18 protein-coding genes and 1 riboswitch are annotated in these 18,865 nt (G+C 35.6%); of the genes, 1 reads left to right on the plus strand and 17 read right to left on the minus strand.

Translation table 11 applies throughout. From position 1 onward, the window contains the following. Positions 1-119: 119 nt before the first annotated feature. The 15 genes from ribH to def all read right to left on the minus strand — a co-directional run bounded on the left by ribH (position 120) and on the right by def (position 15,213). Positions 120-590 carry a 6,7-dimethyl-8-ribityllumazine synthase gene (gene ribH / locus HALSAC_RS0103810; protein WP_027339142.1) on the minus strand — a complete coding sequence of 157 codons (471 nt, stop codon included), beginning with the start codon at positions 588-590 and terminating at the stop codon, positions 120-122. A 114-nt stretch (positions 591-704) separates the two neighbouring features. Beyond that, on the minus strand, positions 705-1,919 hold the full coding sequence (locus HALSAC_RS0103815; RefSeq protein WP_027339143.1) for a bifunctional 3,4-dihydroxy-2-butanone-4-phosphate synthase/GTP cyclohydrolase II: 1,215 nt from the start codon (positions 1,917-1,919) through the stop codon (positions 705-707). 143 nt (positions 1,920-2,062) lie between these two features. Next, a complete protein-coding gene (gene ribE / locus HALSAC_RS0103820; RefSeq protein WP_027339144.1) occupies positions 2,063-2,719 on the minus strand; it encodes a riboflavin synthase in 657 nt (218 codons plus the stop codon). Positions 2,720-2,809: 90 nt separating this feature from the next. Further along, a complete protein-coding gene (gene ribD / locus HALSAC_RS0103825) occupies positions 2,810-3,931 on the minus strand; it encodes a bifunctional diaminohydroxyphosphoribosylaminopyrimidine deaminase/5-amino-6-(5-phosphoribosylamino)uracil reductase RibD (protein WP_027339145.1) in 1,122 nt (373 codons plus the stop codon). A 109-nt stretch (positions 3,932-4,040) separates the two neighbouring features. Then, a riboswitch (FMN riboswitch) is annotated at positions 4,041-4,154 on the minus strand. A gap of 59 nt (positions 4,155-4,213) precedes the next feature. After that, on the minus strand, positions 4,214-4,861 hold the full coding sequence (gene rpe / locus HALSAC_RS0103830; protein ID WP_027339146.1) for a ribulose-phosphate 3-epimerase: 648 nt from the start codon (positions 4,859-4,861) through the stop codon (positions 4,214-4,216). Positions 4,862-4,864: 3 nt separating this feature from the next. Beyond that, a complete protein-coding gene (gene rsgA, locus HALSAC_RS0103835) occupies positions 4,865-5,755 on the minus strand; it encodes a ribosome small subunit-dependent GTPase A (RefSeq protein WP_027339147.1) in 891 nt (296 codons plus the stop codon). An 11-nt stretch (positions 5,756-5,766) separates the two neighbouring features. Then, positions 5,767-7,794, minus strand: a complete 2,028-nt coding sequence (pknB, locus tag HALSAC_RS0103840; protein ID WP_027339148.1) for a Stk1 family PASTA domain-containing Ser/Thr kinase — start codon at positions 7,792-7,794, stop codon at positions 5,767-5,769. A 25-nt stretch (positions 7,795-7,819) separates the two neighbouring features. Further along, positions 7,820-8,527, minus strand: coding sequence for a Stp1/IreP family PP2C-type Ser/Thr phosphatase (locus tag HALSAC_RS0103845; protein WP_027339149.1), 708 nt, complete (start codon positions 8,525-8,527; stop codon positions 7,820-7,822). 14 nt (positions 8,528-8,541) lie between these two features. After that, positions 8,542-9,300, minus strand: a complete 759-nt coding sequence (locus HALSAC_RS0103850) for an FHA domain-containing protein (RefSeq protein ID WP_027339150.1) — start codon at positions 9,298-9,300, stop codon at positions 8,542-8,544. Further along, complete coding sequence (rlmN, locus tag HALSAC_RS0103855; RefSeq protein WP_027339151.1) at positions 9,300-10,334, minus strand: dual-specificity RNA methyltransferase RlmN; 1,035 nt, start codon at positions 10,332-10,334, stop codon at positions 9,300-9,302. The genes HALSAC_RS0103850 and rlmN overlap by 1 nt, the downstream gene beginning before the upstream one ends. Positions 10,335-10,437: 103 nt before the next feature. Further along, the gene (rsmB, locus tag HALSAC_RS0103860; protein WP_027339152.1) at positions 10,438-11,775 is read right to left on the minus strand and encodes a 16S rRNA (cytosine(967)-C(5))-methyltransferase RsmB; all 1,338 of its coding nucleotides are present in this window, start codon (positions 11,773-11,775) and stop codon (positions 10,438-10,440) included. 243 nt (positions 11,776-12,018) lie between these two features. Then, positions 12,019-12,714, minus strand: a complete 696-nt coding sequence (locus HALSAC_RS0103870) for a zinc metallopeptidase (RefSeq protein ID WP_027339153.1) — start codon at positions 12,712-12,714, stop codon at positions 12,019-12,021. A gap of 122 nt (positions 12,715-12,836) precedes the next feature. Continuing rightward, complete coding sequence (locus tag HALSAC_RS0103875; protein WP_027339154.1) at positions 12,837-13,589, minus strand: DUF116 domain-containing protein; 753 nt, start codon at positions 13,587-13,589, stop codon at positions 12,837-12,839. Continuing rightward, positions 13,589-14,539, minus strand: coding sequence for a methionyl-tRNA formyltransferase (gene fmt / locus HALSAC_RS0103880; protein ID WP_027339155.1), 951 nt, complete (start codon positions 14,537-14,539; stop codon positions 13,589-13,591). The genes HALSAC_RS0103875 and fmt overlap by 1 nt, the downstream gene beginning before the upstream one ends. A gap of 233 nt (positions 14,540-14,772) precedes the next feature. After that, complete coding sequence (gene def, locus HALSAC_RS0103885) at positions 14,773-15,213, minus strand: peptide deformylase (protein ID WP_027339156.1); 441 nt, start codon at positions 15,211-15,213, stop codon at positions 14,773-14,775. Between the two features lie 82 nt (positions 15,214-15,295). Here def and HALSAC_RS17350 point away from each other — a divergent pair, with 82 nt between their 5' ends. Continuing rightward, on the plus strand, positions 15,296-15,523 hold the full coding sequence (locus HALSAC_RS17350; RefSeq protein ID WP_211231299.1) for a hypothetical protein: 228 nt from the start codon (positions 15,296-15,298) through the stop codon (positions 15,521-15,523). 34 nt (positions 15,524-15,557) lie between these two features. On the opposite strand, the gene priA is transcribed toward HALSAC_RS17350, so the two are convergent. Together priA and HALSAC_RS0103900 are read right to left on the minus strand one after the other, a co-directional pair. Further along, a complete protein-coding gene (priA, locus tag HALSAC_RS0103895) occupies positions 15,558-17,789 on the minus strand; it encodes a primosomal protein N' (RefSeq protein ID WP_027339157.1) in 2,232 nt (743 codons plus the stop codon). Between the two features lie 26 nt (positions 17,790-17,815). Beyond that, complete coding sequence (locus HALSAC_RS0103900) at positions 17,816-18,847, minus strand: lysylphosphatidylglycerol synthase transmembrane domain-containing protein (protein ID WP_027339158.1); 1,032 nt, start codon at positions 18,845-18,847, stop codon at positions 17,816-17,818. Positions 18,848-18,865 lie beyond the last annotated feature (18 nt).

Genomic DNA, 18,865 nt, shown 5'->3' on the forward strand with positions numbered 1-18,865 from the left:
AATTAACTGGGTAATTTTTGTTTAAATTTTCTCTTGACATATTACCCTACCACTTTACTTACACTTTTAATAAAACTTAAGCAAAAGAGGTCAGCCTAAGGCTAACCCCTCCATATTTATTACAGTTCATTCATTAAATTAGCCATCTCTAATGCACCCATAGCTGCTTCCCAACCTTTATTCCCTGCTTTAGTTCCTGCTCTTTCTATAGCTTGTTCAATATTATCTGTTGTTATAACTCCAAACATTACAGGTAACTCACTATCTAAACTTACTTTTGCAACACCTTTAGATACTTCTGCACATACATAATCAAAGTGTGGTGTAGCCCCTCTAATTACAGCTCCTAAACAAATAACCCCATCATATTTACCAGAGCTAGCCATCTTCTTAGCTGCCAAAGGAATTTCAAAAGCTCCTGGAACCCAAGCAACCTCTATATCCTCTTCTTTAACTCCATGCCTCTTCAAAGCATCTATAGCCCCACTTAATAACTTACTTGATATAAACTCATTAAACCTCCCTAAAACAATTCCAAACTTCAACCCTTCTCCTAGTAAATTTCCTTCATATAACTTATAATTTGTCATTTTTTTATTCCTCCCTTTATTTTAATTAAAATACCAATAGTCTATTTTTGTAAGTGTTAAAGGTATCAAATTTTTCTTATTTTTTCTTATTGATATAGGCACTGGTTTCTGACACTATACTAAATTATCAAAGTTATTTTCAAGCATATGTCCTAACTTATCTTTTTTAGTCTTTAAATACCTTTTGTTAACACAGTTGGCTTCAATCTGATGAGGCACTCTCTCTTTTATCTTTAATCCATAAGCCTCTAAACCTACAATTTTACGTGGATTATTGGTCATCAAACGAATACTGGTCAAACCTAAATCGGCCAAAATCTGAGCACCAATACCATAATCTCTCATATCATCTTCAAAACCTAATTCTCTGTTAGCTTCTACTGTATCCTTTCCTTCATCCTGAAGATTATAGGCCCTCAACTTATTAGCAAGTCCAATACCTCTACCTTCTTGGCGCATATAAAGGACAACCCCTTGACCTTCCTCTTCAATCTCTTTTAAAGCCTCTCCTAATTGATCTCTACAATCACAACGCAAAGATCCTAAAGCATCTCCTGTTAAGCACTCTGAATGTACTCTGACCAAAACATCATCTGCATCTTCAATATCACCTTTGATAATCGCCATATGACACTTATCATCAATAGCAGTCTCATAACCAATGGCTCTAAACTCTCCAAACTTAGTTGGTAGCTTTATCTCTGGAAGAGGACTTACTAACTTATCCTTCTTCAACCTATACTTAATTAACTCTTCAATAGTAATTATCTTTAAATTATGCTCTTTAGCAAATTCCATCAACTCTGGAACTCTAGCCATAGTACCATCATCAGACATAATCTCACAGATAACCCCAGCAGGATATAAACCGGCCAAACGGGCCAAATCTACTGAAGCTTCAGTATGCCCAGCCCTTCTTAGGACTCCACCCTTTTTGGCTTTTAGGGGAAATATATGACCTGGTCTTGCCAAATCAGAAGGTCTAGTCTCTGGGTCCACTACAGATTGAATAGTCTTGGCCCTTTCAAAGGCTGAGATTCCAGTTGTAGTACTCTTGTGATCAATAGAGACTGTAAATGCCGTCCCATGAGGATCAGTATTATCCTCTACCATCTGTTCTAAGTTCAGTTCTGCTAAACGCTCTTCTGTTGTCGGCAAGCAGATTAGACCTTTCCCATAGGTAGCCATAAAATTGATAGCTTCTGGAGTAGCCATCTGAGCCGCCATTAGAAGATCACCTTCATTCTCCCTATCCTCATCATCAACCACAATTATCATCTTGCCATCTTTTATATCTTCAATAGCTTCTTCTATATTATTAAATTTCATATCTATTACTCCTCTCTATCTGTAACTTAATATTAATTAAGTTTCAGTGTCGGTGTCAGTGTCAGCAAGTTCAAGAACTTAGATCTTAACTGACACAGACACTGGCACTGACACTAGTAATAAAGCTATGCTTTATTTCTTTCTCACGCTAATAAAAATCCTGTTCTCTCTAAAAAATCCATATCTACCTTTGATCCCTTTTCCTGCTCTTGACTGCCTTTTATCATCTTCTCTACATACTTACCAATCATATCACCTTCTAGATTAACCTTGTCACCAATATCATTCATTCCTAAAAGAGTAACTTGACTTGTATGTGGAATTAAAGAGACAGAAAAATCACTTTGACCAAGTTCTGCTACTGTTAGGCTTACCCCATCTATAGCAATAGAACCTTTATGTATAATATACTTAAGTAATTCCTTGGGAGGGGTTATAGTTACTATTATTGCATTATCCTCTCTTTTTTTATCCTTAATAACTCCTACTCCATCTATATGCCCTGAAACCATATGACCGCCTAAACGGTCTCCAACCCTCAAAGCACGTTCCAGATTGACCATCGAACCCACCTTTAAATCGCCTAAACTAGAATTTCTCATAGTCTGAGGCATAACATCGACACTAAACTCTTTATCTCCAAATTGAGTAACAGTTAAACAGACACCATTGGTAGCTATAGAATCTCCAATTTTGACATCTTCTAATACTTTCTTAGCCTCAATAGTAAGGTCTATAGATTTGGCCCCTAGCCCAATCCTCTTAACCTTACCCAACTCCTCTACAATCCCTGTAAACACTATATCACCACCTTCAAATCAATTAATAAAGAATAATGAATATTGAATAAATAGAAACAATAATTAAAGTATATTCTTGTGATAAAAATATCAAAACTCCTCTATCCCTCTGGTCTTCGGATATCCTATTAGCAAAATATCATCTCCAACTAACTTAACCTCTTTATCGACTATCTGGATTCCATTATTTATCTTTTCAACTCCTACCCCACCTACTACCGGAATAGAATCACTTCCTCCAATAATCTTAGGAGCAATAAAGTAATATAACTTATCAACAAAACCACCATTTAAAAAGGAGGCGTTGATTTCACTTCCACCCTCTACTAAAACACTTGTTATCTCCAGTTCTCCTAACTTTTTAAGCAACTCTTTTAAATCAACCCTTGGCCCTTTACTAACCTCTATGACTTTTACTCCTAATTGCTCTAATTTCTTGATTTTATTCTTATCATTACCTTTAAGAGTAGCAACTATTACTTTATCCTCAGAATCATTCTTGATAACCTTAGCATCTAAAGGAACTCTTAATCTCCCGTCTAAAATTACCCTAACAGGATCTTTTCCCCCTTCAGGCAAACGAGTAGTCAACCTAGGATCGTCTGACAAAACTGTACCTATTCCAACCAATATACCATCAACCTTGTCCCTTAGTTTATGGACTAAAAACCTAGACTCTTCACCAGTAATCCACTTTGAATGCCCAGTCTTTGTAGCAATCTTACCATCTAAGGTAATACCATTCTTTAAAATTATATAAGGTCTCTTAGTTGTAATATACTTAATAAACACCTCATTAATCTTTTTAGCTTTTTCCTCTAAAATTCCAACCTCAACTTCTACACCATTCTCTTTGAGTAATTGAATACCTCTTCCTGAAACCCTTGGGTTGGGATCTTCCATCCCAATAAAGACCCTCTTAATACCAGAGTCTAAGATCGCCTGGGTACAAGGTGGGGTCTTACCATAATGAGAGCAAGGCTCTAGAGTAACATATAGGTTGGCTCCTTGAGCTTGTCGATCTGCATCTTTTAGTGCATTAATCTCAGCATGGGGACCACCTGCATACTGGTGGTACCCTCTGCCAATTACCTTCTCCCCTTTAACAATTACAGCCCCTACTAAAGGATTTGGGCTAGTTCTCCCATCTGCTTTTTGGGCCAACTCCAAAGCCACCTTCATATATTTTTCATCTCTCAGCTGACTATTCATATAACCACCTTCTAACAAAACATAATTTTAAATAAGCTAATACTAATTAATATAAAAAGTTCCTAAAGGTTATTATACCCCTCAGGAACTTTAAAATTTAAAAAATATGTATATTCTTCTCCCATCCAGACTTTACTGTCGGCTCTGGAATCTCACCAGATCAGCACAAGGCTCGCGGGCTATCACCGCCGGTTAGGAATTTCACCTTTTCCTGAAGAATCTATTCTCTTTTCTAATTATAAATTATACTATAAAACAGATAATAAATCAAATATAATCTATCTACTTTCTCGCCTTTAAAGATCTAATGGCCTCTGATCTATCATCAGCACCAAAAACAGCAGAACCTGCCACTAAGATGTTAGCCCCAGCTTCAACTGCCTGCAAAGCTGTACCACCTGGTTTAATCCCACCATCTACTTGAATATCAACATCTAAACCTCTCTTCTCAATCATATGCCTTAAATCACTTATCTTAGGAAGGACCTCAAGTATAAAGGCTTGTCCTCCAAACCCTGGATTAACAGTCATCAAAAGAACCATATCAACCTCTTCTAAAATATAATTGATAACAGATAGATCAGTAGCAGGATTTAATGCTACACCTGCCTTAACTCCATAGCTTTTAATATTTTGAATTGTACGATGTAAATGCTTAGATGCTTCAGCATGAACAACAAGCATATCAGCTCCAGCCTTAACAAAGTCTTCAATATAATCATCAGGATTTTCGATCATTAAATGCACATCTAAGACCTGATCTGTCTTATCCTTAATCGAATCTAAAACCAAAGGACCAATGGTTATATTAGGTACAAAATGGCCATCCATAACATCTATATGTAGATACTCTGCTTCCTTTACTGTTTTAATCTCTTCTTCTAATTTACTAAAATCTGCTGATAAGATCGATGGTGCAACTTTTATCATCATTTATCTCCTCCAACTCTTCTCTTCTTTCTTCTTTATCTCCTCTAAGAACTCTAAGTAATTCTGATAACGTGATTCTGAAATTCCTCCACCTTTTACCCCTTCTTTAATAGCACACTTTGGTTCATGACTATGGGAACAAGGAATAAATTTACAACCATCAAGATAGTCATCCATCTCAGGAAATAGATATTGTAATTCATTAGACTCTATAGAAGTTATATCTAAGACACTAAACCCAGGAGTATCTGCAACCCAACCTCCATTATCCAAAGCTAATAATTCAACATGGCGGGTTGTATGGCGCCCCCTCTTTATCTTACAACTAACTTCTCCCATCTTCAACTGAAGTCCTGGTTGAATAGCATTTAACAAACTAGACTTCCCAGCACCAGAAGGACCTGCAAAAAATGAAACCTTATCCTGCAAAACATCTCTTAATTGATTAATTCCTATCTCTTCTTTTACACTAGTATAAATAACCTTATAACCTACCCTCTCATAATCTGAAAGAATATTTTTAGCTTCTTCTAATCCTGATATATCCACCTTATTGATACATATAATTATATCTAGACCTGCATTTTCTGCTAAGATAAGGAGCCTATCTAAAAGCTTTGGATGAAGATCAGGCTCCTTGATAGCAGAAGTTATTATAACTCTTTCTACATTGGCTATAGGGGGGCGGAAGATGTAATTATCTCTTTGCTTTCTACTTTCAACTATCCCACTTCCATCCTCTAGGAGTGTAAATTCAACCAGATCACCTGAAATTACATCAATCCCAGCTTGCTTCAATCTCCCTCTAATCCCACATCTATAAACTTTATCCTCTTGAGGGCAATGGACAAAGAAGAAGCCCCCTAAAGCTTTTAATATTCTTCCTTCTTTCATAAACACTCTCCTTATAACCTCTTTTGATAATTAAGCTGTCCATCAAAATAAATTCTAATCGTAGCTGGGCCAACCAATATTACTTCTTGCTCAACCCTTTCACGTGGACGATGAACTCTGTCATAGACTATTCTGTGACCATTATCATCTTCTATAGATATCTCTACCCGTCTTTGACTTCCAGGTGGAACATCAATAGCAACAATTCTCTCTTTAATCTCTGACCCATGAGGGTTTCTAATACCACTACTTATTACCAACTGTACTGTAGAGTTTTCAATAGATCGCTCACCTTCGCCTGGACTTTGGGCAATTACCCTTCCTTCACGGTAAGTTAGACTCTCTCTTTCAGTAACTTGACCTAAAATCAGATTATTCTCTCTTAATAACTCTAAAGCCTCTTCTCTTCTTAATCCAGCCAAACCAGGTACTATAACTTCCCTTGGTTCCCTTCCCTGACTCAATCCTATATCGACCATATCACCAGCTTTGACCTCTTCTCCTGCTTCAGGACTCTGCCAGATGATCTCTCCTTTAGGAACAGTATCACTAAATTCTTCCTCTATCTCACCTAACCTTAAATCAAACTTGGATAAATCTATTTCAGCTTCTCTTAAAGATTTACCTGTTAGCTCTGGTACACTAGATAAGCGAGCCCCCTTACTAAGAACTACCTCTATAGTTCTATTCTGCTTTACAAGCCTATCTGCTTCAGGACTTTGAGAGACAATATGTCCTTCTTCTACCTCTTGGTTATAAGTTTCATAGTAAACACTTAAACCAAGTTCTCTTTCCTTTAGAACCTGACGTGCCTCATCCTTATGTTGGCCCACTAAGTTAGGTACAGTAACTTCACCAACCTCTAAATAACTTATCAATGCATAATATCCAAAGACCATAGTTCCTATAAAGGCTACTCCTAAAACTACTAAAGCTACCAACAAACTATTCTTCCCTTTATCCTTACCACCCTTTGAACCTTCTTTAATATCTTCACCCTTCATTTCCTCTACTCCTTTGCTATTCTTAAGGGTTACTTCAGCTTTATTCTCTTCAGTTAACTTTCTTTGTGAATCTTTACTACTATCACCTTTAACTTCTTTATTGATTCTACTTTTCTTCTCATTGATATCGTTATTACCTTTTTTATTAATCTCTCTTTTATATTCTTCCCTAGGGATTATTAAAGTATGCTGATTAGAGACCTCTGGAGTAGAGTCAACTTTAACACGAACATCTTTTAAATCCCTTAGCATCTCCACTACAGAATTATATCTCTCCTGTGGTCTTTTAGATATTGCTTTTAAAATTATACTATTTAACTCATTTGGAACCTCATCATTTATCTCCTTAGGAGGTATTGCTTCCTCTTCAATATGCTTTAAAGCAATTGAAATATGACTTTCTCCAGTAAAGGGTAATGATCCTGTAACCAATTCATAGAGTACTATTCCCAAAGAGTATATGTCTGTCCGTGCAGTTACTTTAGTCCCTTTTGCCTGCTCCGGTGATAAATAATGTGCAGATCCCATAATCGAATCTGTTTGATGCATAGTTGCCGCAGTAACCGCTTGGGCAATACCAAAGTCTGTAACCTTTACACTCCCATCATCAGTTAACAGTATATTATGAGGTTTAATATCACAATGAATAATATTATTACGATGAGCCTTAATTAAAGCTTGGCAGACCTCTTTGACAATCTCAACAGATCTATGCAAGCTTATATTACCGACCTCATCTATCTCTTCTTTTAAATCTCTTCCTTTTATATATTCCATCACAATATAATATAGGTTATCCTCTTTACCTATGTCGAATATGTTAACAATATTAGTATGGGAAAGGCTTGCTATAGCTTGGGCTTCATTATTGAACCTTCTAACAGCAACATTATTATCTGCAAATTGTGGCTGTAATATCTTTATAGCTACTCTACGCCCCAAGAGCCTATCTTTAGCCAAATATACTATAGCAGTACCACCTGTTCCAACCTTCTTAACTAATTCATACCTATTATTAAGCACTCTTCCAATCATAAATTTTTCACCTCAAAGTCTAAGCTTAATTGCTCTGATAAATGACTGCTGTGATATTATCATAACCACCTTTATCATTGGCTAATAAAACAAGTTGCTCTGCTTTAGTCTGCAAATCAACTTTAGAAGCCAAAATATCAGATAGATTATCATCCTCTATCATATTAGTCAGTCCATCAGAACATAGTAATATTAAATCCTTAGAATTTAACTCTAATTCTATTATGTCGATTTCAACTTCCTTATCAATACCTAAAGCCTTAGTCAACATATTCTTCTTAGGGTGCCTTTGAGCTTCTTCTGGACTAATTAAATTACTCCTTAAAAGCTCACCTACATAGGAGTGATCTTGAGTAATCTGTTTTAAACTCTTATTTCTAAACAAATAAGCTCTGCTGTCACCAATATGTCCAATTGTTAATATTCTATCTTTAATAACACCTAAAGTCAAGGTGGTTCCCATACCTCTATATTCCTTCTTCTTACCTTCACTCATTATCTCTTCATTTGCTAAATTAATTACTTCTCTTATCTCCGATATTAACTCTTCTTCACCAAAGTTATAATCTTCTATATTTTCAATAGCTAGAGAACTAGCTTTGTTTCCACCTTTATAACCGCCCATTCCATCAGCTACAGCTATAATATCTAAGTTGCATTTTTTAACAGCTAAATAACCATCTTGATTCTCTTCTCTAACCTTTCCTACCTCCGAAACAGCTCCATAATCCATATCATCACCCCTCTTTAACCCTTAAGAGAAAATATAAATTGGGTCTCTCCTAATACAATCTTATCCTGATCAAAGAGCCTCTTCTCTTTTACAAACTCTCCATTTACCACTACACCATTTGTACTATTTAAATCTATAATACTATAATAATAGACCTTATTAACTATCTGAGCATGAACACGAGAGACATTGTGATCAGATACAACTACCTCATTACTCCTTTGTCTACCAATATTAGTCTCGACAGAATCTATCTTGTAACACTTTACTTCTCTTCCCTCTTCTATAACTTTAAGATAAGACTCATCTACCCTTAACTTGGAGATCTTAACTGTGGCATCAGTTCTACTTAACTTTGTATCAATATTAAGAGCCTTAAAAACTTTAGTACCGTCATCCTTAGTATCATCTATCCTCAAATCCTCTATCAAAAAACTTCTATTAACTTGAATATCTCTATCTATACTTTTGCTAAAATTAAATTTAACCTCTAGGTTATCCCTTAATTTAAAGGCATTTCTAGATAGATATTCTTCAACTTCACCTTTTATAACCCTCTTCAATTCATCTTTTAACTCACATACAATCTCTTCTTCTTCCTTAGGAAGTATAACTTCATAGTAATGGGGAATATAAGTTCCTCCTTTACCACCTCTAGCTTCTTTATCAATATCCTTTAAAACTTCCTTAACAACCCTTCTTTTAATGTTATTCTTATCTTCTTTTGAGAATATTCTCTTTATCTTCCGGGCCAACTTCCTAGAAATCCTCATTATCTATCCTCCTTACCCTGTAATTGACCACATGCTGCATCAATATCTCCACCCCGTTCAACTCTAATTGTCGCTGGAATATTTAGCTTATCCAACTCTTCTTTGAATAAATTTATAGACCTTCTTTGTGGTCTAGTATAATCAATCCCCTCTACCTCGTTGATAGGGATTAGATTTACATGGGCCAACATTCCTCTTAAAAGCTTGGCCAACTCTCTTGCATGGGCATAAGAATCATTTAGACCATCAACTATAGCATATTCAAAGGTTATTCTCCTTCCAGTCAACTCTGTATACCTTTTGCAAGCAGGAATTAATTCTTCTACAGGGTACTTAGCATTTATTGGCATCATCTGACTACGTAATTTATTATTAGCTGCATGTAAAGAGATTGCTAAAGTTAATTGTAACTTCTCTTGGGCCAAGGATTCAATCTGTGGAATTAAACCACAGGTCGATAAAGTTATCCTTCTCATCCCTATATTCATCCCTTGCTCACTGTTAATCAATCTAATGGCCTTTAGAACTCTATCATAATTTGCTAAAGGCTCACCCATCCCCATAAAAACAACATTGGAAATCTCTTCTCCAGTAATATCTTCAACAGTTAAAATCTGATTTACTATCTCTCCAGCAGTTAAATTCCTGCTTAAGCCATGTAAGCCAGTTGCACAGAAGTTACATCCCATCCCACATCCAACTTGGGTAGATATACAGATGCTCCTTCGCCCATCCCTATAAGGCATATAAACTGACTCTATCTTATTGCCATCACTAAGTCCAAATAAATATTTAACTGTTCCATCTGAAGACTCTTGGCTTTTGATTAACTTTAACCTTTCTATCCTTGTTTTTTTCTCTAACTTGGCTCTTAATTCTTTAGAAAGGTTGGTCATCTCTTTAATTTTATCAACTTTTTTATTATAAAGCCAAGAAAATAATTGTTTGGCCCGGAATTTAGGTTGGTCTAACTCCTTGATAAGGTTCTCAAGATCTGAAATATCACTTCCAATTAACTCCATTCTTTCTTCCATACTTAAACTACTTCCTTTCGTTGTTAAATAGTATTACTCATCACTCATTACCCATTACTAGTTGCACAAAGTGCAACTAGATTACTATGATTTTACAGGAACTTTAGTTCTTGCGAAGTTTAGCTATAAAGAAACCTTCTATAAGCTTGGAATCTGGCAGGAGCTGTAGTTGTCCATTTTGCAAATATTTGCTGAATCCTAGCTCTTCTCCTACTTCCTCTAAATTAACTAAGGAAAAATTATCAAACTTATCTAAGAACTTCTCTATTACTTTACTATTCTCCTCTTTAGTAAAGGTACAAGTACTATAAATAATCTCCCCACCATCTTTAAGTAGTTTAGCAGCATTATCCAAAAGCTCTAACTGTAGCTCTTGTAGAGCCTTTAAATCCTGGGGCTTCTTCTCCCATCTAATCTCAGGCTTTTTACCCATTATCCCTAAACCTGAACAAGGAGCATCTACTAGGATTTTATCAGCTTTTTCTTCAAAACTTACCTCTCTTCCATCTCCACAGAAGGTCTTAACATTTTCAATACCAAGTCTTTCACAATTTTCTTTAATCAATTCAAGCTTATGCTCATGTAGATCTACTGAATAAATCTGACCTGTATTCTCCATTAACTGTGCCAAATGGGTCGTCTTACCTCCGGGAGCACTACATAAATCAATTACCAGATCATCTCTATCAGGGTTAAGAACATGGGCAACTGCCATTGAAGCCAAACCTTGAACTTGAAAATTACCTTCTTTAAAGTCCTTTAGCCTACCTATTGATGGATATGAGATTAAGTTTATTGCCTCAGGTAGATTTTCGATTTTTTCTGCTTCTACCCCATCTTCTTTCAAATTCTCTAATAGTTGATCTCTATCTAGCTTTAAAGTATTTGTCCTAGTAACTGTAGCTGGAACTTCATTAAGGTAAGTTGCAATATCTATAGTCTTGTCAACTCCATATTCCTTAACCCAACCTTGTACCATCCACTGAGGATAAGAGTGCTTGTACCTAATATGTCCAACTGGATCCTTGTCAATATCTGGATATTGAACCTTGTCTATCTTTCTGACTATATTACGTAGGACACCATTTATAAATTTGATTGCCCCTCTATTACAGTATTTTTTAGCAACCTCTACAGTCTCATTACAAGCAACTGGTGCAGGTATCTTGTCCATATACTTAATCTGGTAAACACCTAAACGGATTGCATTACGAGCCCAAGGCGTCATCTTCTTAACTTTAGGTTTAGCAAAATGATCTATAACCCAATCTAAAGTATTTCTCCTTCTTAAAGAACCATAGATAAGTTGAGTTGCTAGCCCCCTATCTCTTTTATCCAAATTAGATTTATTTAATAAGTTATTTAGTACAATATTGGAAAATCCACCTTCTTCATTTATCTTATACAAACCTTCTAAAGCCACTTCTCTTGCTCTTTTCATAATTACACCCCTTTTTATAGTTCAGTGGATAGAGGATAAGGGATAAGGGATAGTTAAAACCACAAAAACAAAATCATTTTAATTCTTGAACTTTATTACCTATACTAGCTTTTAACCATAAATTCAAAAACGAACCCCTCGTAGAATTTCAAATTTAAAGAAACCTCTTTCCTCTTTCCTCTGCTCTTTATTCTTCCATATAAATAGGAGTAATATGCTTTGCATATTACTCCTATAATTTAATTAATCATCTCTTAACATACCACGCATAATCAATAGCCTTGCTAGGTGAGCAATAGAGACTAAGGTAGCACCTACATAGGTTAATGCAGCTGCATTTAATACCTTTTTAGTTCCCTTTGCTTCTTGACGATCTAAGAAATTATGCTTTTGTAACAACTTTAAAGCTCTACTGCTAGCATTAAATTCTACTGGTAAAGTTACTATTTGGAATAAGACTGCCGCAGCAAAAAAGACAATTCCTGCAGTAACTAATAACTCTGATCTAAAGAAGAAGAATCCAAAGACAGCCAACATCGGGCCAAATTGAGAACCAAAATTAGCCGCTGGAAATAAGGTATGTCTAAAGGTTAATGGTACGTATTGCTTGGCATCTTGGATAGCATGGCCTGTCTCGTGGGCTGCTACCCCTATTGATGCTACTGAGTTGCTACCATAAACATCTGGCGATAACCTAACTACTTTAGATCTAGGATCATAATGATCTGATAATCTTCCTCTAGTCTGTTCTACCCTTACATTATTAAGACCTTCCCTTCTTAACAACTCTCTTGCTATATCTGCTCCAGTCATATTAGTGTTGGCCCTTACCCTTAGATACTTAGCAAAGGTGGACTTAACTTTAAACTGAGCATAAGCAACAAAGATAATTGCCGGTATTACAATAATCATAGTTGGATCAAAAAAGAAGAAAGGCATTTAAATCACTCCCTTAGTAATATTCTAACCCTTAGCTCTAGTTAAGAGTTATTTGAAAAATATAAATTTCTTTATTATTTAAAATAACTATATCACCTTAATTTAAATATAACAACCTAAAATTAATCATCTGATATCAATTTGACTATTGCTTCCTCAATCTTATTGAGATCAACTCCAGTATTAAAACAAGGGCCATTAGGCCTTAAATTCACAACCCCAACTACTGGTAGTGGATATATATCCTGCATTCCACTACTTAAATCCCTTTCACAAGCTACAGCAATAATCGCCTTGGGCCTACTTTCTTTTATAATCTTTCTAGCCAGAGTTCCCCCAGTAGCAATGGCTAAATGTACACCATACTTTTCTTTTAACTCTATTAAGCCTTGAACCTGACAAAGACCACACCTTTTACAGTTATCTAAATCACTTGTTACCCTATATTCACATTGAGATCTTTGAATACAATGAGGAGCCAAAATCAAGACATCTCTTGCTTTAAGATTCATCTTATCAGGATCTATTAATGCATTTGCCACTTGAATAAAGGAACTTTGAATTTGTTCTTTATCAAAACCTAAAAAACCACCTAAAGTAATTATAATTGGTAATAGATAAGATATTACCACCTTTGTTGGAAGGTAAAGAACCTTAATAGGTTTCCCTTTCTTTAAGGTAATATGTATACCTACTATACCTAAAACCAAAATCAGTGCTGCTCCAGATAGAATCAAACTTATAATTATTAGTATTCCTTGTGTAAGAATATTAAAACCAAAAAAATTCAAATACCAAACCCCTGCTACAAATACGATTAGAATAGCTAATGCTAGTAATAAAAGCCCTATAAATAACTTTTTTGAACCTCCCATTATGCTTTACCCAACCTATTTCCTTTATTTATTTTGTAGCCTCTTAAATAATCAGCAGCAGACATTCTTTGTTTACTAGCAGGTTGTACTTTCGTCAATAGCAGTTGGCCTTTTCCAGTCTGAATAACTATACCCAAATCATCTTCAACCTTAACTACATTACCTGGATTGGCCCCTTCTTCTTCCTTCGTTTTATTATAAACTTCTGATTCCCATAATTTTAAAAGATCACCTTTATAATATGTATAAGCACCAGGCCAAGGATTCATACCACGGATAAGGTTCCAAATCTCTATAGCCCCTTTAGACCAATCTATCTCTCCTTCAGCCTTGGATATCTTATCTGCATAAGTAGCTTTAGCATCATCTTGCTTTTGATATGAAGCACTTCCTTCATCTATAGCTTTAAGAGTCTTTACAATTAAATCAGCACCTAACTCTGCCAATTTATCATGTAGGCTTCCTACAGTATCCTCTTTTCCTATTTCAACCTCTTCCATTAAAATTGCATCACCTGTATCCATACCTTCATCCATCAACATAGTTGTTACACCTGTCTTCTTCTCTCCATTGATTATAGCACGATGGATTGGAGCTGCTCCTCTATACTTTGGTAGCAAAGAAGCATGAATATTAACACATCCATATTGAGGAAGATCTAAGACCTCCTTCTTTAAGATCTGACCATAGGCTACTACAACAATTAAATCTGGATTCCACTCCTTAAGTTTATCAATCCCTTCTGGAGTTGATACCTTCTTGGGTTGAAATACCTCAATTCCTCTCTTCACAGCCTCTTTTTTAACAGGGGTAGGCTTAACCTTCTGTCCTCTTCCCCTTCTTCTATCTGGTTGACTTACTACACCAACTAAATCTATAAAGTCACTTTCACAAAGTGACTCCAAAGCAGAAACTGCAAAATCTGGAGTTCCCATAAATACTACTCTCATCAAAACCCTCCTTGTGTAAATAAGTTCAGCTAATAAATAATAAAGAATATTTAATAAATAAAAGCAAAGTCAAAATATAAAAACATACTTTAGCAACTAATTAACGCGAATTAAACACAAATCAAAACCAAGAGATAGTCTATAATTTCAAAGGTCCCTCAGGGTTTTAAAAGGCAAAAACCCTTCGTGGAATCTCAACTTCAAAGGTCCCTCTATCCTCTATTAACTGTTCTTCATACCAGTTGGTCAACAAAAAGCTTTCCATTCAAGTGATCTATCTCATGCTGTAAAGCCCTTGATAATAAGCCTTTAGCTTTAATCTCAACCTCTTCTCCATCTCTATTAAGTCCCTTAACCCTTATAGTATAATTACGTTTAACATCGCCCATCTGATTGGGAATACTTAAGCAACCTTCTTGATCTATATATGTCTTATTAGACCTTGAACTAATCTCTGGGTTTATTAGTTCAATAAGACCATCACCTATATCTACAAGAATAATCCTTTTAGAGATTCCAACTTGAGGGGCAGCTATACCTATACCTGGAGCATCATACATAGTCTCTGCCATATCATCAAGTAATCTTAATATATTATCACTTATCTCTTCTACCTCTTTGGCCTCTGTCCTTAAAACTGGATCTCCTATCTCTCTTATATTTAAAATCGCCATATTTACACCTCCGTGATTTATTACTGGAATCAAGAACAAGCAATCTGGAATCAGTAGAGTTGTTATCTTCACATGTTTTTGAGTGAAGATAACGCTCATAGAAAGCCTCTTGAGGCTTGTAAGGCAAAATTATCTTTACATGCTTTTAGGTAAAAATAATGAGCACGGAAAGTTCTTTAGAACTTGTAGAGAGTTATTATCTTCATATGTTTTTGGTGAAGATAATACTCATGGAAAGCCTCTTGAGGCTTGTAAGGAATCAAAACCTGTACCTTTAAAGATTAGTGGTTTTACTGATTCCTGGTTGTAGATTCCAGATTCCTGCAACTGAAAGTTACACTATATTATAACATTGTTAAGGGATCAACATCAACACTTACTTTGATATCGCTTTCACCCATTATTTCTTTTAGCTCAATTAAAGCCTCGTTATTTACATCTCTTAATCTACCTATGTCCTTACCTTTTAATATAATCTGCCATCTAAATTCTCTTCTCACCTTTGCAAGAGGGGCTTGAACTGGACCTAAAATCATAATCTCCTCACTATCCATTTCCAAAATCTTAGATCTTAAAATTTCACCTAGCTTATTAGTATTTTTAATCACTTTAGCCTCATCTTTATGACTGATTACTATATTGATCATACTAGAAAAAGGTGGATAAGCGGTTGCATTCCTAAAAGCTATCTCAGCTTCATAAAAATTATCATAATTATGGTCCTTCGCAAATTGTATGCTATAATGATCTGGAGTATAACTTTGGATAATTACCTTCCCCAGTTTATCGCCCCTTCCAGTACGACCTGCTACCTGTGTTAACAACTGGAAGGTTCTTTCCCCAGCCCTAAAGTCTGGAAGGTTAAGAGATGTATCAGCTGTAACTACACCTACTAAGGTAACATTAGCAAAATCATGCCCTTTAGCAATCATTTGAGTCCCAATAAGTATATCTATCTCTCCACTTTTAAACTTAGAAAGTATCCTTTCATAAGAGCCTTTTCTTCGAGTAGTATCTACATCCATTCTAGCCACCTTTGCTGTAGGAAACTCTTCATTCAAACTCTCTTCTACCTTTTGAGTGCCAACACCAAAGTACTTAATATAAAGACTCTCACACTCTGGACAGATTCTAGGAACCTTCTCCTGATAATCACAATAGTGGCACCTTAAACCTCTTTCTTGGGCATGGTATTTTAATGATAGATCGCAATTAATACATTTCATTACATGACCACACTCTCGACATTGAACGAAGGTAGAAAAGCCTCTACGATTTAAGAAGATCATTGCTTGTTCACCCTTATCTAAAACCTGCTCGATCCCTCTATAAAGAGAGCGACTGAACATAAGCTTATTCCCTTCTTTTAATTCTTCTCTCATATCTACTATCTCTACTGGAGGAAGGGGGCGCCCTTTAACTCTTTTAGTCAACTCTATCAACTTATACTTACCATCTTTGGCCCTATGATAAGACTCCAAAGATGGGGTAGCAGTTCCCATCAATACAAGTGCTCCTTCTTTTTTGGCCCTCATTACTGCAACCTCTCGGGCATGGTATTTAGGGTGATCTTCCTGTTTATAAGTACTTTCATGCTCTTCATCAATAACTATTAAACCTAAATTATTAAAGGGAGCAAAAACAGCAGATCGAGCACCTATCACTACCTTAATCTTACCCTCTTTGATCCTTCTCCATTCATCAAAACGCTCTCCAGAGGACAACTGACTATGTAAAACTCCTACCTTCTCCCCAAATCTACCTTTAAAACGAGCGACAGTTTGAGGAGTCAAGGATATCTCAGGAACCAAAACAATTGCTTCTCTTCCTCCTCTTAAAACCCTATCTATAGCTTGCAGATAGACCTCAGTCTTGCCGCTACCTGTTACACCTTTTAACATAATAGGTTTTCTATCACCTTTTAAACCTTCAATGATCTCTTTAATAACAATCTTCTGCTCACTTGTAGGGGAAAATGCTTCAGTTTTCTTAAAGCTTATATGAGCAAAGGGATCTCTTCTCACCGACTCATTCCTATATTCAAGAAAGCCCTTATTAACCAAAGCACTTACAGTTGAAGAGGTTGTATTGACCTTTTGGGCCAACTTTGTACTTATCAACCTATCCTCTGGATTATCGATCAGATAAGACAATAATTTAGCCTGCTTAGGAGCTCTAGACTTTAAACTCTCAACAATCTCTTTACTCTCTTTGATTGATTGGGCCAAAACTACTACTCTCTTCTTCTTTACCTTTACTTTTCCACTAGGTACCATCGCCTTCAATGAACTAACCAGATAACATTGATAATAATCACTTATCCACCTAGCAAGATCTAACATCTTCTTACTGAAATATGGGCCAAAGGGAAAGACCTTTATAATCTCCTTGGCTTCAAAATCCCCTTTCTTACCCTCACCTACTACATACCCTTCAATCCTGCGGTTACCAAAAGGCACCAATACCTTATCCCCAATAACAACCTTATCTGAAAGCCTTTGTGGAAGTTTGTATGTAAAAGGTTTATCTACATTTTTAAGGGGTAAATCTACAACTACATTTATATACCTATCCATTCTATCACACCCAATTAAATTCTTAATTATAAAACTACATTCTCATCTAACAACTTATATAAAACCACCCCACCTATTACTAATACACTATAAAAGGTTAAAACCCTCCAAAAAATAGCCAATAACCCCACAGTCTCTCTGGCAAAAAAGGGAGTAAATAGGGATACAAAACCAAGTTCTGCAACCCCACTACCCCCTGGTGTCGGTATATAAGGTAAGATTAAATAAAAAACCATCTGAATAACAAAAGACTCCAAGAAGAAAGGGGCTTCACCTAGCCCTAGTAAGATAATTGGAGCTACAATAAAAAACAAGACCCAAAAAAGGGCTGTGGCAATAAAAGCCCAAATCAAGGTGGATTTTTTATAATAACTCATCTCTTTCAAAGAAGCAGTAGCTTCATCTACCTCTTTATATAACCTCTTTATTATCTTCTGGGCAACCTTTCTTCTTAATAACTTCTTTGTCAAGGAGAATTCTTCTAATAGTTTTATTAAAACTTTGATTTTATTAGCTTGCCAAATAAAGATCATAACCAGCACAGATATTGAAAAAACTAAGCCCAAAACTATATTAAATAACCTTGGTGATATAAAATCTAAATCAATTAGGTATCTAAATTTCCAAAATAATATAGGAGTTGTTATATTAAAGAATATAAGTTTTAGTAAGAACTGAAGAATCATAACCGCCGAAGCTTTTCCTAAAGGGATTTTCTCAGAATGCAATAATACTATTTGAAATGGTCCCCCACCTGAAGCAAAAGGGGTTACATTAGAGATAAATGATCCACTTAAAAATATCTCAACTGATTTTTTCAAAGATATCTCTTCACCTAATGCTTGCACAAGCAACTTTATTCTCCATCCCCCAGCAATCCAAATTAATATATTGACAATAAAAGCCAAAGTTAAATAAAAAGGATTAATTGATATGGCTTTCTGTACAGTATCCTCATCTATTGTTAAAGAAAAGAGATAGACAAGGGTAATAACACTAATGATTACAGAGATCTTCAAACCAAAGATAACCTTTCTCTTATCAAATGCACCTTCCATCCCTAATCCTCCCCTACT

The organism is Halonatronum saccharophilum DSM 13868 (genome assembly GCF_000517025.1).
Taxonomy (GTDB): domain Bacteria; phylum Bacillota; class Halanaerobiia; order Halobacteroidales; family Halobacteroidaceae; genus Halonatronum; species Halonatronum saccharophilum.

What these genes read in the sequence shown, in the direction of transcription:
- ribH (WP_027339142.1), bottom strand. Translation starts at nt 590, where the DNA reads ATGACAAATTATAAGTTATATGAAGGAAATTTACTAGGAGAAGGGTTG.
- ribD (WP_027339145.1), bottom strand. Translation starts at nt 3,931, where the DNA reads ATGAATAGTCAGCTGAGAGATGAAAAATATATGAAGGTGGCTTTGGAG.
- def (WP_027339156.1), bottom strand. Translation starts at nt 15,213, where the DNA reads ATGGCGATTTTAAATATAAGAGAGATAGGAGATCCAGTTTTAAGGACA.
- rsmB (WP_027339152.1), bottom strand. Translation starts at nt 11,775, where the DNA reads ATGAAAAGAGCAAGAGAAGTGGCTTTAGAAGGTTTGTATAAGATAAAT.
- HALSAC_RS0103900 (WP_027339158.1), bottom strand. Translation starts at nt 18,847, where the DNA reads ATGGAAGGTGCATTTGATAAGAGAAAGGTTATCTTTGGTTTGAAGATC.
- rlmN (WP_027339151.1), bottom strand. Translation starts at nt 10,334, where the DNA reads ATGGAAGAAAGAATGGAGTTAATTGGAAGTGATATTTCAGATCTTGAG.
- priA (WP_027339157.1), bottom strand. Translation starts at nt 17,789, where the DNA reads ATGGATAGGTATATAAATGTAGTTGTAGATTTACCCCTTAAAAATGTA.
- rsgA (WP_027339147.1), bottom strand. Translation starts at nt 5,755, where the DNA reads ATGAAAGAAGGAAGAATATTAAAAGCTTTAGGGGGCTTCTTCTTTGTC.
- pknB (WP_027339148.1), bottom strand. Translation starts at nt 7,794, where the DNA reads ATGATTGGAAGAGTGCTTAATAATAGGTATGAATTAGTTAAGAAGGTT.
- HALSAC_RS0103815 (WP_027339143.1), bottom strand. Translation starts at nt 1,919, where the DNA reads ATGAAATTTAATAATATAGAAGAAGCTATTGAAGATATAAAAGATGGC.
- HALSAC_RS0103875 (WP_027339154.1), bottom strand. Translation starts at nt 13,589, where the DNA reads ATGGGAGGTTCAAAAAAGTTATTTATAGGGCTTTTATTACTAGCATTA.
- HALSAC_RS0103870 (WP_027339153.1), bottom strand. Translation starts at nt 12,714, where the DNA reads ATGCCTTTCTTCTTTTTTGATCCAACTATGATTATTGTAATACCGGCA.
- HALSAC_RS0103850 (WP_027339150.1), bottom strand. Translation starts at nt 9,300, where the DNA reads ATGAGGATTTCTAGGAAGTTGGCCCGGAAGATAAAGAGAATATTCTCA.
- rpe (WP_027339146.1), bottom strand. Translation starts at nt 4,861, where the DNA reads ATGATAAAAGTTGCACCATCGATCTTATCAGCAGATTTTAGTAAATTA.
- HALSAC_RS0103845 (WP_027339149.1), bottom strand. Translation starts at nt 8,527, where the DNA reads ATGGATTATGGAGCTGTTTCGGAGGTAGGAAAGGTTAGAGAAGAGAAT.
- fmt (WP_027339155.1), bottom strand. Translation starts at nt 14,539, where the DNA reads ATGAGAGTAGTATTTATGGGAACTCCAGATTTTGCAGTTTCTGCTTTG.